General features: G+C 69.8%; 14 protein-coding genes. 5 read left to right on the top strand and 9 right to left on the bottom strand.

What is annotated here, in order from left to right; genetic code table 11:
* Positions 1–61: 61 nt before the first annotated feature.
* Positions 62–1126 (bottom strand): LLM class flavin-dependent oxidoreductase, encoded by a 1065-nt coding sequence (locus tag test1122_RS19410; protein ID WP_232270438.1) that lies wholly within the window; start codon positions 1124–1126, stop codon positions 62–64.
* Between the two features lie 213 nt (positions 1127–1339).
* Here test1122_RS19410 and test1122_RS19415 point away from each other — a divergent pair, with 213 nt between their 5' ends.
* Positions 1340–1660, top strand: coding sequence for an ATP/GTP-binding protein (locus test1122_RS19415; protein ID WP_232270439.1), 321 nt, complete (start codon positions 1340–1342; stop codon positions 1658–1660).
* A gap of 32 nt (positions 1661–1692) precedes the next feature.
* Here the strand turns inward: test1122_RS19415 and test1122_RS19420 are convergent, their stop codons facing one another.
* The 7 genes from test1122_RS19420 to mce form a co-directional block, all read right to left on the bottom strand.
* A complete protein-coding gene (locus test1122_RS19420; protein ID WP_338423554.1) occupies positions 1693–2793 on the bottom strand; it encodes an ABC transporter permease in 1101 nt (366 codons plus the stop codon).
* Positions 2790–3896 (bottom strand): ABC transporter ATP-binding protein, encoded by a 1107-nt coding sequence (locus tag test1122_RS19425; RefSeq protein WP_232270440.1) that lies wholly within the window; start codon positions 3894–3896, stop codon positions 2790–2792. The genes test1122_RS19420 and test1122_RS19425 overlap by 4 nt, the downstream gene beginning before the upstream one ends.
* Before the next feature lie 103 nt (positions 3897–3999).
* Positions 4000–4770: an ABC transporter permease gene (locus tag test1122_RS19430; protein ID WP_232270441.1), complete on the bottom strand. Its 771-nt coding sequence runs from the start codon at positions 4768–4770 to the stop codon at positions 4000–4002.
* A gap of 3 nt (positions 4771–4773) precedes the next feature.
* Complete coding sequence (locus test1122_RS19435; protein ID WP_232270442.1) at positions 4774–5760, bottom strand: ABC transporter ATP-binding protein; 987 nt, start codon at positions 5758–5760, stop codon at positions 4774–4776.
* Between the two features lie 93 nt (positions 5761–5853).
* A complete protein-coding gene (locus tag test1122_RS19440; protein ID WP_232270443.1) occupies positions 5854–6795 on the bottom strand; it encodes a coiled-coil domain-containing protein in 942 nt (313 codons plus the stop codon).
* A 114-nt stretch (positions 6796–6909) separates the two neighbouring features.
* A complete protein-coding gene (scy, locus tag test1122_RS19445; protein ID WP_277879857.1) occupies positions 6910–10584 on the bottom strand; it encodes a polarized growth protein Scy in 3675 nt (1224 codons plus the stop codon).
* A gap of 152 nt (positions 10585–10736) precedes the next feature.
* Positions 10737–11168, bottom strand: coding sequence for a methylmalonyl-CoA epimerase (mce, locus tag test1122_RS19450; protein WP_232270444.1), 432 nt, complete (start codon positions 11166–11168; stop codon positions 10737–10739).
* A 137-nt stretch (positions 11169–11305) separates the two neighbouring features.
* Here mce and test1122_RS19455 point away from each other — a divergent pair, with 137 nt between their 5' ends.
* Positions 11306–12517, top strand: a complete 1212-nt coding sequence (locus test1122_RS19455; RefSeq protein ID WP_232270445.1) for an acetyl-CoA C-acetyltransferase — start codon at positions 11306–11308, stop codon at positions 12515–12517.
* Positions 12518–12588: 71 nt separating this feature from the next.
* Positions 12589–13545 (top strand): methylmalonyl Co-A mutase-associated GTPase MeaB, encoded by a 957-nt coding sequence (gene meaB, locus test1122_RS19460; protein WP_232270446.1) that lies wholly within the window; start codon positions 12589–12591, stop codon positions 13543–13545.
* 589 nt (positions 13546–14134) lie between these two features.
* On the opposite strand, the gene test1122_RS19465 is transcribed toward meaB, so the two are convergent.
* Positions 14135–14611, bottom strand: coding sequence for a MarR family winged helix-turn-helix transcriptional regulator (locus tag test1122_RS19465; protein ID WP_232270447.1), 477 nt, complete (start codon positions 14609–14611; stop codon positions 14135–14137).
* Between the two features lie 125 nt (positions 14612–14736).
* Between test1122_RS19465 and test1122_RS19470 the strand changes: the two genes are divergently transcribed.
* Positions 14737–15117 (top strand): DUF3817 domain-containing protein, encoded by a 381-nt coding sequence (locus test1122_RS19470; protein ID WP_232270448.1) that lies wholly within the window; start codon positions 14737–14739, stop codon positions 15115–15117.
* Positions 15114–15404, top strand: a complete 291-nt coding sequence (locus test1122_RS19475) for an MTH1187 family thiamine-binding protein (protein ID WP_232270449.1) — start codon at positions 15114–15116, stop codon at positions 15402–15404. Before test1122_RS19470 ends, test1122_RS19475 begins: the two co-directional genes overlap by 4 nt.
* Positions 15405–15504 lie beyond the last annotated feature (100 nt).

Here is a 15504-nt window from a genome sequence, read left to right on the forward strand (position 1 = left end):
TGAACCGGCGTTGCTCTCGCAGAGGTGGTTGCTCGCTGCTGGGGTTGCGCAATTGATGGGCTTAGCGAAGATCACCAAGTGCTGCCGTTCCCGGCTGGGTGCCGAGGAGCGGCAGCACTTCGCTGCCCAGCCGTTTGATGTTCAGCTCGGTGGCGGCCAGATCCCCGGAGCCCTCGACCAGCAGGGCGAATCGCTGGATGCCGGTCCGCTCGGCGGTGGCGGCGAGTCGCTCGGCGCACAGTTCAGGGGTTCCCACCGGGTGCAGACCGCACAGCAGCTCCGTGTACGCGGCCGGGTCGCGCATCGCGCGCTTTCGCCCGTCCACGGTCACATGGGCCGCCAGCCCCTGCCGTAGCCAGCCCGGCATCGCCTTGGTGAGGGTTTCGGCCGCCTCCGCCTGGTTGTCGGCGATCTGCACAACCCCGGCCGAGACATGCCCGGCGGCCTCGATGGTGTCGGTGTCGTGCCCCGCCGCCCGTGCCGCACGCCGCCACTGGGCGATCATCCCGGCCTTCTCCTCGTCGCCGCAGTGCATGCCCAGCAGCATGGGCAGCCCGCGCTCTGCGGCCAGCTGGACCGACCCGGAGCTGGTACAGGCGACCAGTACCGGGGGAGCGGTGGTCCCCTCCAGGGCCTCGGCAGGGCGCGGTACGACGGTGACCTCCCGGAAGCGGTAGCGCTCGCCGTCCGCGCCGACCCGGGTCTCGCGCAGCCAGCGCAGCAGGAGATCCAGCGACTCCGGGAAGCCCCGCTCATATGCCTCGACGCCACTGCCGAAGACTTCCAGATCCACCCAGGGGCCGCCCCGGCCGACGCCGAGCGTGAAGCGGCCGCCCGTGGTGAGATGCAGCAATGCGGTCTGCTCGCCGAGCGTGACCGGGTGTGCGGTCGGCAGTACGCTCACGGCGGTGCCCACACCGATACGCTGGGTACGTCCCAGCAGGAGCGCCGCCAGTGTCACCGCCGAGGGACAGGTGCCGTACGGTACAAAGTGGTGCTCTGCTAGCCATATCGCATCAAGTCCGGCCTCTTCGGCCAGTTCTGCTGAGCGCACCGCGCGGTGCAGTGCCTCCCCCTGACCCTGCCCCGGAAACTGGGCGCCCAGCACAAATGCCCCTACACGCATGGCCATTACCTCCTCATCGGCCGACGCGAACTCCCCCAGGCATTAACGCCTGACACGTGCCAAGGGCACGGCCCGGCGTGAAGTTCTTCTGATGATCAGCGAAAAGAGTGATGGAGCGACCAGGCGTCCGTTCCCCGGCGACCTGGTGCGTAGGCTTTGACGCAGAGCCCCGTCATCGGGCCGTACGGCCCCTGGACATCCCGAGGTGCCCCTGTGTCCCCGCGACGAAACCGCCCACGCGGCGGTGCGAAGCCAGACCGCCGCGATGACGGTGGGGAGCGCTATGGCCTGGAACGCACCGAGGACTGGCGGGGCGAGGAGTGGGTGGTGCGGCTCATCAGCGGCGGTGGTGCGGCCAAGCGCTACCGCTGCCCCGGGTGCGATCAGGAAATCCCGCCGGGTGTGCCCCATGTGGTGGCCTGGCAGCAGTACGGGAGCGTGGACGACCGGCGGCACTGGCACAAGGCGTGCTGGAACGCGCGGGACCGCCGGAGCGCCCGGCTCCAGCGGTCCCGTAACGGCCCCCGTTACTAACGTTGCTCAGGTGACTGACGCTGCCTGGGCCCTTATACGTCACGTGCCGTCAGCGCGGCCCATGCGCCGATCAGTGCCGCGGCTGTGACTCCGGCGATAATCCCCACCGGCGCCCAGCCCTGCGGTCCTGATTCCAGGAACGGCGTGCTGTAGAGCGTGGCGATGTTGTTGACCACGGAGTACTCAATCAGCGCTTGCTGGATGTCCTCCAGCGATTCTCCCTGCATGAACAGCGCCAGCAGCAGCGGCAGCAGCACCAGCCCCAGCATGGCGGTGATCGCTCCGGCGGAGTGCCGGAGCAGCGCGCCGAACGCGAGCGCCAGCAGACCGAGGAGGGCGACATACAGTCCCGTGCCGACCGTGGCGAGCGCCCACTCCTCACCGGTGGGCTCGGTGCCGCCCTTGTCGCTCAGCACGCTGCTGTGGGCCAGCGCGACCAGAGTTGTGGCGATGGTCGTCAGCACGAACGCGACCACGAAGAAGACCACGGCCTTGGCGATCAGCACCCGGCCCCGGCTTGGGCAGGCGGTCAGCGTGGTGCGGATCATGCCGGTGCCGTACTCCGAGGACATCACCAGTACGCCCAGCGTGATGATGCACAGATGCCCGAGCAGCAGCCCCGTGAACCCGGCGCCCAGCACCGGCATGCCGTCGAGGTCGTCGAGCGAGCCGAGCGGGATGGTCAGGAGCAGTCCGATGCCGATGACGAGCACCAGCATCACACCGAGCGTCCACATGGTGGAGCGCACCGAGCGGATCTTCGTCCACTCGGAGGCGAGCGCGTGCCCAAAGTGCGTCCGCTGGACGGGAATCGGCGACACATACCCGGCCTCCGGGGCGGCCTGCCGCTGCCCCCCGTACGGTCCGGGCGCGCCCTGCGGCTGCGCGGGCGCCGGGGCTCCGTAGCCGCCTGGGCTCCCCATGGGCTGCGCAGGAGCTGGCGCCGCCCCGTAAGCCCCCTGCTGCTGCCCGGCGTACGGCCCTGGCGCGGCCTGCGGCTGTATCGCGGCCCGCTCGCCGGGTCCGGCCTGCGGCGGCGCGGTGGGCCGGCTGGGCGGCGCGTAGGGGCTGACCGGCGGCTGCGGCGGCTGCGGCGGGGTCTGTGGGGTCTGTGGGTGCTGCGGCGTGGTCATCGGGTGGCCTCGCTGTCGGGCGTGGAGAGGTCGGTGGGGGCGGCGGCGGGCTGTGGCGGGGGCGGTGGCGCGCCCTGCCAGGCCTGCTGCGGTGGGTACGGGCCCGGCATCGGATGGCCGTTGCCCGCATAGGGGGCCGCGTGGGGCGCGTAGCCCATCGGCTGCTGGAACCCGCTGAGCTGGTCGGCCGTGGACCGGTAGTCGACCGCGCCCTGCGTCATCCGCATATACGCCTCTTCCAGCGAGGCATGGTGCGGCGAGAGTTCCCACAGCCGGACGTCCGACTCATGGGCGAGGTCACTGATCCGGGGCAGCGGCAGACCGGTGACGCGCAGGGCGCCGTCCGTCTCGGGCTGTACCTGGCCGCCCGCCTCCGCCAGCGCCGTCGCCAGCTTCTCCCGCTGCTCCGGTTCGCTGTCCGGCGTACGGACGCGGGCGAAGTCCGCGGAGTTGTGCGCGATGAAGTCCCGTACCGACATATCCGCGAGGAGCTGGCCACGGCCGATGACGATCAAATGCTCCGCGGTCTGCGCCATTTCGCTCATCAGATGGCTGGAGACAAAGACCGTCCGGCCCTCCGAGGCCAGCCGCTTCATCAGATTACGGACCCACAGGATGCCCTCGGGGTCAAGACCGTTCACCGGCTCATCGAAGAGCAGTACCTGCGGATCGCCCAGCAGCGCCGCCGCGATGCCCAGCCGCTGCCCCATGCCGAGCGAGAAGCCCTTGGAGCGCTTCTTCGCCACCTCCTGCAACCCGACGACGCCCAGGACCTCGTCGACCCGCCTGGCCGGGATACCGGAGAGCTGGGCGAGGCACAGCAGATGCTCGCGCGCGCTGCGGCCGCCGTGCACCGCCTTGGCGTCCAGCAGCGCACCCACCTGGCGCGGAGCATTGGGGAGTTTACGGAAGGGATAGCCGCCGACCGTGACATGCCCGGCACTTGGCTCGTCCAGTCCCAGAATCATCCGCATCGTGGTGGACTTCCCGGAGCCATTGGGCCCCAGAAAGCCGGTGACGGTGCCTGGCCGTACCTGGAAGGACAGGTTGTATACGGCTGTCTTGGCGCCATAGCGCTTCGTCAGGCCGACTGCCTCGATCATTTTCTCCGCCCCTGGGCTGGTCACATGCGGTTGCCCGCCGTTGCGTGCGTCGGGGCGCGCCGCCCCCCGTCCTAGGAGGGTATCGGGGCGTGTTCGGTTCCTGTCACGCGTCCCGGTGCTTCAGCGCCAGATAGCCGCCCAGCAGCGCCGCGATCACCCAGGCGGTCATGATGAACAGCCCGCCCCATGGCCCGTAGGGACGGTCCGTGCCGTCCGTGACCACCGACATGATCATAGATCCCGCCTGGTCGGGAAGGTAATTCGCGATCTTGCTGGTCGCCTCCACCGCCTCCAGGACGGAGGAGATCAGAAAGAAGAAGGGCATCAGGATGCCGAAGGCCAGCAAGGGGCTGCGCAGCATCCAGGTGACGCCCATCGCGAAGACCGCGATCAGCGTCATATAGAGCCCGCCGCCGATCACCGCACGCAGCACGCCCGGTTCGCCGAGCGACGTCCCGAAGTCACCCAGCATCGCCTGGCCGAGAAAGAAGGAGAGAAAACTGGTGACCATGCCGACCACGAACACCAGCGCCGTACAGACGGTTACCTTCGCGGCCATAAAGGCGCCGCGCTGCGGTACCGCCGCCAGCGAGGCGCGGATCATGCCGGTGCTGTACTCGCTGGACACCACCAGCACCCCGAAGGCGATCATGGCCAGCTGACCGAGCATCATCCCGGCGAAGCTGGTGAGGGTCGGGTCGAAGGTCAGCCGCTCCCGCGGTGACAGCTGCCCGAAGGTGTTCTTCACCAGCAGGCTGATCAGCATGCCAAGGCCGGCCGTCACCACCAGCGCGATGCCCAGGGTCCACAGCGTTGACCGGACGGTACGGACCTTGGTCCACTCCGACTGGAGAACCCGTGTCGTATGGGCCATGGCTCAGGACCCCTTCCGCCGCTGCCAGCTCTCGCCCCAGGCGGGGCCCTGCTGCGGCGGTGGAGCGGCACCGGGCTCCTCGGCCGTCGTATGCGCGTGGTATTCGACCGCTCCGGCCGTCAGCCGCATGAACGCCTCTTCCAGGGAGGCCTGCTGTGGGCTCAGCTCATGCAGCACCACCTGATGCTGGGCCGCCAGCCCGCCGATCCGGGCGGAGTCCGACCCCTCGACCTCCAGCGCACTGTCGGCGGTGGTCACCAGGGTCAGCCCCGCCGCCCCGAGCACATCACGCAGCCGCTCGGGCTCGGGGGTGCGTACCCGCACATAGGACCGGGAGTTGTTCCGGATGAAGTTCCGCATCGAGGTGTCGGCCAGCAGCTTGCCCTGGCCGATGACCACCAGATGGTCGGCGGTGAGCGCCATCTCGCTCATCAGATGGCTGGAGACAAAGATCGTACGGCCCTCGGCGGCCAGCTGCCGCATCAGATGACGGACCCAGTGGATGCCTTCCGGGTCAAGACCGTTCACCGGCTCGTCGAACAGCAGGATCCTGGGGTCGCCCAGCAGCGCCGCCGCGATGCCCAGCCGCTGCCCCATGCCGAGCGAGAAGCCCTTGGGCCGCTTCCTGGCGACCGCGCTCAGCCCGACGAGATCAAGCACTTCGGCGACCCGGGCACGGGGGATGCCATTGGACTGGGCGAGACAGAGCAGATGGTTGTAGGCGCTGCGGCCGCCGTGCACGGCCTTGGCCTCCAGCAGCGCGCCAATGGAGGTCAGCGGGTCCCGGAGCTGGTCGTAGTGTTTGCCGTCGATGCGGACGTCGCCCGCGGTCGGCCGGTCCAGGCCCAGCAGCAGCCGCATCGTGGTGGACTTGCCTGCCCCGTTGGGCCCCAGAAAGCCGGTGACGACGCCGGGCTGGACGGTGAAGGTGAGCCCGTCCACGGCGGTTTTCTCGCCGTAGCGCTTGGTCAGCCCGTCGAGCTCGATCATGAAACGACGCTAAACGGGGCAAGGGCCCCTCGCCACTCGGAGCGGGGGCCCTTGGACCATATGTCGTTATGCCCGTATGTGCTGGGCGCGCTGTTACCGGGACTGCTGGGCCGGGACCCCCTTGGGCAGGCCCTCTTCGCCCTCGGCGGGCTGACCGGCCGCGGCGACGGCCGCGCCGGTGAGCGTGGCCAGCATCTCGCGGACGTTGGTGAGCTGGGCGTTGATGCTGTCGCGGCGGTTGGTGAGCGCCGCCAGCTCACGCTCGGACTCGCTGCGGACGCGGTCGGCCTTGGCGTTGGCGTCGGCGACGATGTCCTCGGCCTGGCGCTGTGCGGTCTCCACCGTCTGGCGGGCCCGGCGCTCGGCGTCGGTACGCAGCTTCTCGGCCTCCAGGCGGAGCTGTTCCGCGCGGTGCTCGATCTCCGCCAGCCGCTTCTCGGCCTTGGCCTGGCGGGAGGCCAGGTCGCGCTCGGACTGCTCGCGCCGCTTGGCCAGGTTGGTCTCGAAGTCGGCGGCGGCCTGGGCGGCCTTGGCGCGGGTGTCCTCGAAGAGAGAGTCGGCCTCCTCGCGCTTGGACTGCGCGTCCTTCTGCGCCTCGGCGCGCAGCGTGGACGCCTCGCCCTTCGCCTTCTCGACGATACGGGAGCCCTCGTCCTCGGCCTTCGCCTTGCGCTCGGCGGCGAACGCCTCGGCGTCGTTGCGGACCTGCTGGGCCGCGCCCTCAGCCAGCTCACGGTGCTGCTCGGCGGCCCGACGGGCCTCTTCACGCAGGTCCTTGGCCTCCTCCTCGGCGAGGCGGAGGATCTTCTCGACCCGCGCACCGAGCCCGGCGTAAGACGGCTCGGCGTCATTGACCTGGGCCTGGGCGTTCTGCGTCTCGAGGTGCAGCTCCTCGATGCGCTTTTCCAGAGAGGTGATTCGGGCCAGTGCGCTGTCACGGTCGGCGACGAGTTTCGTGATGCGGTCGTCCACCTGCCCGCGGTCGTAACCACGCCGCACGAGCTCGAAGCCGAAGGGGGAGGAAGTGTCGCTCATGGGGTTCCTGTCGAATGAGACCGGTGAGGTGATAGGGGGAATCCTAGGGGCCAAAGCGGCGTGTCATCGAGCTGATGCCGGTTTGATATGGAGAATGTGCGCTCCTTCGGGTGGCTAACTCTCGGATGACTTGCCGCTCGAACGAGTGACGCCCGCGCCAGCACCCGCCTTGACACCACCATTTGGTCCGCTGTTGGACCCTTTGCTGCCTTTGCCGCCCGCGGCGGGCGCCTCAAAGGATTCCAGCGCTTCCAGCACGTCCTGGACACGGGAGATCTCTGCGTTGATGTCTTCGCGGCGGCGCACTAGCACATCAAGCTCGCGCTTGCCCTCATCGACCGTACGCTTCGCCTCCTGCTCGGCCTCGGTACGCAGCTTCTGGGCTTCCTTCACCATGCTGGTCTTCTTCTGCTCGGCCTCCTTGAGCAGTCCCTCGGCCTTCTTCACCGCGGCGATCCGGACCTTGCTCGCTTCCGAGCTTGCCTCGGACACCATCTTCTTGGCCTTCTCCTGGGCCTGGGCCAACTGCTCCTCGGCGGCCTTGACCAGCTTGTCGCAGCGCTCGCCCGCCGACTTCATCGCCTCGGAGGACTCCCGGCGTGCCCGGTCGTGCAGCTCCTCGACCTCCCCCTCGACCCGAGTGCGCAGTGCCTCCGTCCGCTCCCGTATGGCGGTCGCGTCGCGACGGGCCTCCTCCAGCATGGTGTTCGAGTCCTCGCGGGCCTTCTCGACCAGCTCGCTGCTCTCCGACCGGGCCTCGGCCACCAGCCGGTCAGCCTCCTTGCGGGCGGCGCCGACCATGGTGTCCGCCTGCTCCTCGGCGGCGGCCGCTGCCCGTACCGCCTCCTCCTGAGCCTTGGCGACCAGTTGGTCGGCCTGTTCGGCGGCTTCGCTGAGCTTCTTGGCGGCGTCCTTGCGGGCTTCGTCGCGCATCCGGTCGGAGTCGGTGCGGGCCTGTTCGGTTTCTTCGCTGGCTTCGGTGCGGAGGCGGTTGGCTTCGTTCTGGGCTTCGGTGACCAGTTGGTCGGCTTGTTCGGCGGCTTCGCTGAGTTTCTTGGCGGCGTCCTTGCGGGCTTCGTCGCGCATCCGGTCGGAGTCGGTGCGGGCCTGTTCGGTTTCTTCGCTGGCTTCGGTGCGGAGGCGGTTGGCTTCGTTCTGGGCTTCGGTGACCAGCTGGTCGGCCTGTTCGGCGGCATCGCCCAGTTTCTTGGCGGCGTCCTTGCGGGCCTCGTCGCGCATCCGGTCCGCGTCCGCCCGGGTCCGCTCAGCCTCGTCCTGGGAGGTGGCACGCAGCCGCTCCGCCTCGGCGATCGCCTCCGTAACCGTGCGCTCCGCCAGGGCCTTGGCGGCCGCGGTCTCCTCGGCCGCCTCCCGGCGCAGCGTGGCCGCCTCCTGCTCGGCCGCGGCACGCCAGCCGGCGATCTCCTCCTCGGCCTGCTCATGCAGCCCGGCCACCGAGTCCCGTACCTGCTGGGCGTGCTCCTCGGCGGCGGCGACCAGTTCGGCGGCGCGCCGCTCGGCCTCCTCGACCAGCCGGCCCGCCTCGGTCTGTGCCTCCTCGACCCGCTTACGCGCCGAGGACAGCAACTCCTCACTCTGCTCACGTGCCTGGGTGCGCTCCCGGTGCGCCTCCTCGCGGGCGTCGGCCAGCAGATCATCGGCCTCCCGGCGCCGCCGGGCTGCCTCCTCCTGGGCGGCGGACAGCGCTTCGGCCGCCTCGGTGCTGGTGCGCTCGGCCGCGGCGTCGGCCTCGGCACGCACCCGGTCGGCCAGCTCCTGGGCGTCAGCGCGCAGCCGCTCGGCCTCCGCAGCCGCCTCGCCACGCAGCCGTACCGCAACCGCTTCGCCCTCGGCGCGGGCCTGGGAGGCATCCGAGGCGGCCTCGGTGCGCAGCCGTTCGGTCTCCTCCTCGGCCTGCTGCTGGAGCGTACGGATCCGGTCCGCCGACTCGGCGCGCAGCCGTTCGGTTTCGCTGCGGGCCTCCTCACGCAGCCGCTCGGCCTCGGCCCGGGCGTCGCGCAGCTGCTCCTCGGCCGAAGCGACCTTCTGCTCGGCCTCGCTGTGCAGCCGCCGCAATTCCTCAGCGGCATCCGCCATGATCTGCTCGGCCTGCTGCTCGGCCTCCTCGCGGGTGCGCCGGCCGGCCTCTTCGGCCTCGGCCCTGGTCTGCTCGGCCTGCTGCTCGGCGCCGCTGCGCAGCTCCTCGGCCTCGGTGCGGGCCCGCTCCAGCGCGTCCTCGGCCTGTCTGCGCAGCGTGGTGGCCCGCTCGATGGCCTCGGTGCGTACGCGCTCGCCCTCGGCGGTGGCGGAGTTGCGGGTCTCCTCGGCGTCGGCCTTGGCCTGGCCCAGCAGCTCCTCGGCGCGGCTGGCCGCCTCCTCGATCTGCTGGACGGCTTCCTTGCGGGCCTCACCACGCAGCCGCTCGCCCTCCTCGGCGGCTTCGGCGCGCAGCTGCTCGGCCTCACCGCGCAGCCGCCGTGCCTCCTCCTGGAGTTCGACGGTCTTGGCGCGGTACTCCTTGGTGTCGTCCTGGGCCGCGCCCTTGAGCTGCTCGGCGGTGTCATGCGCCTCGGCGCGCAGCCGGTCGGCCTCCTCCTCGGCCTCCCTGCGCAGCCGTTCGGCTTCCTCGGCGGCGGCCTTGGTGGTGGCCTTGGCGTCCTCGGCGGCCTTGGTCAGAATCTCCTCGGCGCTGCGGGCCGCCTCGGCGAGCTGGTTCGCGGACTCCTCGGCGGAGGTGGCGCGGGCGGTCTCGCGGGCCTCGCTGATCAGCCGCTCAGCCTCGGCGCGGGCGTCGGCCCGGACCTGTTCCGCTTCGGCCTTGGCGGCCTCGGTCTCCTTGGTGGCCTCGCCGACCAGGCGGGCGATCTCAGCCTTGGTGGTGCGGCTGCGCTGCTCATTCTCCGACTCCGCGTCAGCCAGCCGCTTCGCCGCGGACTCCCGGGCCTGTTCGACCAGCTTCTCGGCCTCGGCTCGCGCCTCGCGCAGCGACGCCTCGGCCTGCTGCATACGCTCCTGGGCGCGCCGGACCAGACCGCTCGCCTCGCGGCGGGCGGTCTCGGACTCCGTGGCGGTGCTGGCGCGCAGCCGCTCGGCGTGGTCGGTGGCCTCCTGGGCCTGGGTGGAGGCGGCTCCCAGCAGCCGTTCGGCGTCCGCGCGGGCCCGCCGCAACAGGGCCTCGGCCTCGGCGCGGGCGTTCTCCGCCTCGGTGGTGAGCCGCTGCCGGGACTGCTCGGCCAGCCGCTGTGCCTCGGCCCGGGCGGCGGACAGCGTCCGCTCGGACTCGGCCCGGGTCTCCTCCATGAGACGGCGGGCCTGTTGCTCGGTGCGGGCACGCAGCTGCTCAACCCAGGCGACGTTTTCGTTGACATGCGACTCAACGGTGGCGCGGCGCTCCGCCAGCTCCTGGTCCAGCTGCTGGCGACGGCGCACCGCCTCGGCGTGCAGCTCGGACTCCAGCCGGGACTGCGCCTCGGCCTGGTCCTGGTGGAGCCGCTGAGCCTGGGCGCGGACATCGCGCAGCTCCCGCTCGGCGTCGGCGCGCAGCTGGTCGGCCTGGATCTGGGCGTTGCGCAGCAGCTGCTCGGCCTGGCCGGAGAGATTGTCGTATCCGGCCGGGCGCGTGGCGAGGCTGCGGCGCGCCTCGTGAAGCTTGGCGCGCAGCACCTCGACCTGGTAGCCGAGGTCGTCGGCGTGTTCGACGGCCTTCTCGCGCTCCTTCTTCAGCCGATCCATCTCGGCCTCGAAACGCGAGAGGTGGTCGTCAGCCTCGTAGCGGTCGTAGCCCCGCACTGCGCGGTCCCATCCGTCCCCTGGTCGTGTTAAAGGTGATCTGAAGCCCTTGGAGAAATGGTGTCAGATCATCGGCGGAACGTGGGACGAGCCCCTGGCGCCAGCCCGCTGCCCCAACCGGGTCGCCACTCTACCGGCCGGGGAAGCGGACGTCAGTGGTCCGTTGCGGCGGAGGTGACCAGTTCCGTGAGCACCCCATGGCAGTCCTTGGGGTGCAGGAAAGTGATCCGGGAGCCCATGGAACCGATGCGCGGCTGGTCATAGAGGACTCGCACCCCCTTGTCGCGGATGGCTTCGGAGTCACCGTCGACATCGGCGGTGCCAAAAGCGATGTGGTGTACGCCCTCGCCGTTCTTGGCCAGCCATTTGGCTACGGTGGACTCCTCGTTCACCGGTTCCAGCAGCTGGAGATATGAGGCTCCGCCGTCACTGGTCTCATTGATCTTGAGCATGGCCTCCCGGACGCCCTGCTCCTCATTGATCTCGGTGTGGAACACCTCGAACCCATATGTGGCCCGGTAGAACTCGACGGTCTTGTCGAGGTCGAAACAGGCGATCCCGATGTGGTCGATACGCGTCAGCATGGAACTAGGACACCGCTGAAGGAGGTGGTTACGCAACGTGCGCACGGTCACACCGGCTGACCGGTGACCGCACAGCGTACTGCTCAGTACATTGGCGATTAACCCTCGTTCACTTCCTTCTCCGAAGGGGTCGCACCATGACTGGCACGACCGGCACCACCAGTAACACTTCAGTGATCGTCGCGGGCGCCCGTACGCCCATGGGGCGACTGCTCGGCTCGCTGAAACCCTTCTCCGGGGCCGACCTCGGCGGCTTCGCGATCAAGGCAGCCCTGGACCGTGCGGGCATCGGCGGTGACCAGGTCGAGTACGTGATCATGGGGCAGGTGCTTCAGGCCGGGGCGGGCCAGATCCCGGCACGGCAGGCCGCCGTCAAGGCGGGCATCCCCATGAGCGTCCCCGCCCTCACCGTCAACAAGGTCTGTCTCTCCGGCCTGGACGCCATCGCCCTGGCCGATCAGCTCATCCGGGCCGGTGAGTTCGAGGTCGTCGTCGCGGGCGGCCAGGAGTCGATGAGCAACGCTCCTCATCTGCTGCCCAAGTCCCGGGAGGGCTACAAGTACGGCGCCGTGCAGATGCTGGACGCCATGGCGTACGACGGCCTGACCGACTCCTTCGAAGGCGTCGCGATGGGCGAGTCCACCGAGAAGCACAACACCCGCCTCGGCATCGCCCGCGCCGAACAGGACGAGATCGCCGCCGCCTCCCACCAGCGCGCCGCGGCCGCGCAGAAGAACGGCCTCTTCGAGGCCGAGATCACCCCGGTCGAGATCCCGCAGCGCAAGGGCGAGCCGGTGGTCTTCAGCAAGGACGAAGGCATCCGTGGTGAAACCACCGCCGAGTCGCTGGGCAAGCTGCGCCCGGCCTTCGCCAAGGACGGCACCATCACCGCGGGATCGGCCTCGCAGATCTCTGACGGCGCCGCCGCGGTGGTCGTGATGAGCAAGGCCAAGGCCGAGGAGCTGGGCTTGGAGTGGATCGCCGAGGTCGGCGCGCACGGCAATGTCGCGGGCCCGGACAACTCGCTCCAGTCGCAGCCGTCCAACGCGATCCAGCACGCGCTGAAGAAGGCCGGGCTCACCGTCGGGGATCTCGATCTGATTGAGATCAACGAGGCGTTCGCGGCCGTCGCCGTGCAGTCAATGAAGGACCTCGGCGTGGGCCCCGAAAAGGTGAACGTCAACGGCGGAGCCATCGCGCTCGGCCACCCCATTGGTATGTCGGGCGCCCGCATCGTGCTGCACCTCGCCCTGGAGCTGACCCGCCGGGGCGGCGGTACGGGCGCAGCGGCCCTGTGCGGCGGTGGCGGTCAGGGAGACGCGCTGATCATCCGGGTACCCGGCAAGTAAGGACCGTACGGGCGGGCCGTACGGGCGAGACGTACGGGCGACGTATGGGTGAGACAAGAGGAGCGGCGCACATGGTGGACGTCCCCCAGCTGGTGGAGCAGGCCCGGCAGGGTCGGCCCCGGGCCGTGGCCCGGCTGATCTCGCTGGTGGAGGGGGCGTCCCCGCAGCTGCGGGAGGTGATGGCGGCGCTGGCGCCGCTGACCGGCAACGCGTATGTGGTCGGACTGACCGGCTCGCCCGGCGTCGGGAAGTCCACCTCCACCTCGGCGCTGGTCACCGCCTACCGCAAGACCGGCAAGCGGGTGGGGGTGCTCGCCGTCGACCCTTCCTCCCCGTTCTCCGGTGGCGCGCTGCTCGGCGACCGGATCCGGATGTCCGAGCACGCCTCGGACCCCGGCGTCTACATCCGGTCCATGGCCACCCGCGGCCACCTCGGCGGGCTGGCCTGGGCCGCGCCACAGGCGATCCGGGTGCTGGACGCGGCGGGCTGCGATGTGGTGCTGGTCGAGACGGTCGGGGTCGGCCAGTCCGAGGTGGAGATCGCCTCGGAGGCCGACACCTCCGTGGTGCTGCTCGCCCCCGGCATGGGCGATGCCATCCAGGCGGCCAAGGCCGGAATCCTGGAGATCGGTGATGTGTATGTGGTCAACAAGGCCGACCGGGACGGTGCCGACGCCACTGCCCGCGAGCTGAACCACATGCTGGGCCTCGGTGAGTCCCGTGGACCCGGCGACTGGCGGCCGCCCATCGTCAAGACGGTCGCCAGCCGTGCGGAGGGGGTCGACGAGGTCGTTGAGGCGCTGGAAAAGCACCGGGCCTGGATGGAGGAGCGCGGTGTCCTCACCGAGCGCCGCATCAAGCGGGCCGCGCATGAGGTGGAGGCCATCGCGGTGACGGCGCTGCGGGAGCGGATCGGTGATCTGCACGGTGACCGGCGGCTGGACGCGCTGGCCGAGCGGATCGTTGCCGGGTCGCTGGACCCCTACGCCGCGGCGGACCAGCTGGTCGCCGGGGTGACAGAGGCTTAGCGGGGCTTTCCCTCTCGACGCGTGAGTCGCTGGCGCGACGGGCCGTCCGTTTGTGGGGGTTCCCCGTATCCCGCCCCTTCCCGGCTGTACCGGTGTGCGGCTCCGCCGCGTGGCGGGGCTTCGCCCGGCTGCGGGGGTGCCGGGGTGGGTTTCCCCGTATCCCTCCCCCAGCTACCGCTGGGAGGTGCCCCCACCTTCCCGGAAACCGGGGCTGCCGCCCCGGGGCCCGGGGATGGCCGGTGCGGGCCGGTCGCCGGGTGTTGTGCCCACCAAGCGTCGCGAGCTCCGTCCAGGGATTGGCCGGAGCGTTGTGGCTGGTGTGGGTGGGTGGTTGCGTAGCAGGGCGGGCCTACGCCCCTCGCGGGGCTGGGGGCACCTCCCAGCGTTAGCTGGGGGAGAGTGCCCACAACACGTGGGCGGCTCGAGTGCCCACAACACCTCGGGGGTCTGGGGGGCGGAGCCCCCCAGTTTCGGGAAGGGGCCGGGTTAGGGGAATCCCTCCGTCGACAACGCACCGACGGACGGCCGGGGCGCAGCCCAGCCCCGCCAGGGCTGGGGAGCTGAGAGGGTGCCGCAACATGAGCAGCGGCTAGACGGGGGGTCGGTGGCTGCGGAGGTGGTCGGCTACCGGAGTGAGCGAGCTCTGCAGTGCGGCCAGGTCCTCCGGCGTGAGCAGATCTATGAAGTGACGGCGCACCGAGGCCACATGGTGCGGAGCGACCTCACGCATGGTCAGCCAGCCGTGCTCGGTGAGCACCGCGTACAAGCCGCGCTTATCGGTGTCGCAGTGCTCGCGCCGGACCAGCCCGGCGTTCTCCATCCGGGTGATCTGGTGTGAGAGACGGCTCTTCGACTGGAGCGTGGCGGTCGCCAGATCGCTCATCCGCATCCGGCGGTCCTCGGACTCCGAGAGATTGACCAGGATCTCGTAGTCGTTAATGGTCAGGCCGAACGGCTGCAAGTCCTTCTCCAGCTGGTACATAAGCAACCTGCTGACATCCAGGTGCGTGCGCCAGGTCCGCTGTTCTTCTTCGCTGAGCCAGCGGGTGCCTTTTTCGGTGTCCATGGCAGCGACTCTACCGACCCCCGTGCGCGACCATCGAGCCGCTTACCCCCCGGCGTTGATCACCGGGGAGGGTGCCACAATGTCTGTGCTTGTGCCTTCCTTCACAAACCCCTGGGAATCTCACCGTGGACTTCAAGACAGCCTCTGCCCTGCGCCGATTGCGACTGGTCTCTGCCCCCGAGGCCGTGTCTTTCCTCCTTCTGCTTGTGTGCTCGGTACTCAAGCGGACGACCGACTTCAACGCCGTGCCGGTCATGGGCATGATCCACGGCATTCTGTTCATCCTCTACGTGCTCTTCTGGGCCGACGCCTGGAACCGCACCAAGTGGCCCCTGAAGCGGGCAGCGATCTACTTCGTGCTCTCGGTCCTGCCCACCGGCGGCTTCTTCGCCGAGAAGATGCTCCGCCAGGAGACCGAGGCCAGCGTGACCGCCGCCCGGGCCCGTAAGGAGAGCGAGGAAAGCCGGGACAGCCAGAAAAGCGAGGAAAGCATGGCGGGCGAATGATCATCGCCTTCTCGGTGACCCCGCTCGGCGTCGGTGAGGACGTGGGGGAGTACGTCGCCGACGCCGTGCGAGTGGTCCGCGCCTCCGGGCTGCCGAACCGTACTGACGCCATGTTCACGACCCTCGAGGGCGAGTGGGACGAGTGCATGGATGTCGTACGCCGCGCGGTGGCCGCGGTTGAGCGGCGGGCGCCGCGCGTCTCACTCGTCCTCAAGGCGGATATCCGCCCGGGAGTCACGGATGGACTAACCCAGAAGGTAGAAACCGTGGAGCGCCATCTGGCCTGACGACCGGCGACAAGGCGGCCCAGCGGCCGCCCTGTCGGCCTTCTTCCGTTCGACACGAAACTACGTGTCCCTTCTGCTGGGATATGTCGGCTTCGTTGAT

The organism is Streptomyces gobiensis (assembly GCF_021216675.1).
In the GTDB taxonomy this organism is placed as follows: domain Bacteria; phylum Actinomycetota; class Actinomycetes; order Streptomycetales; family Streptomycetaceae; genus Streptomyces; species Streptomyces gobiensis.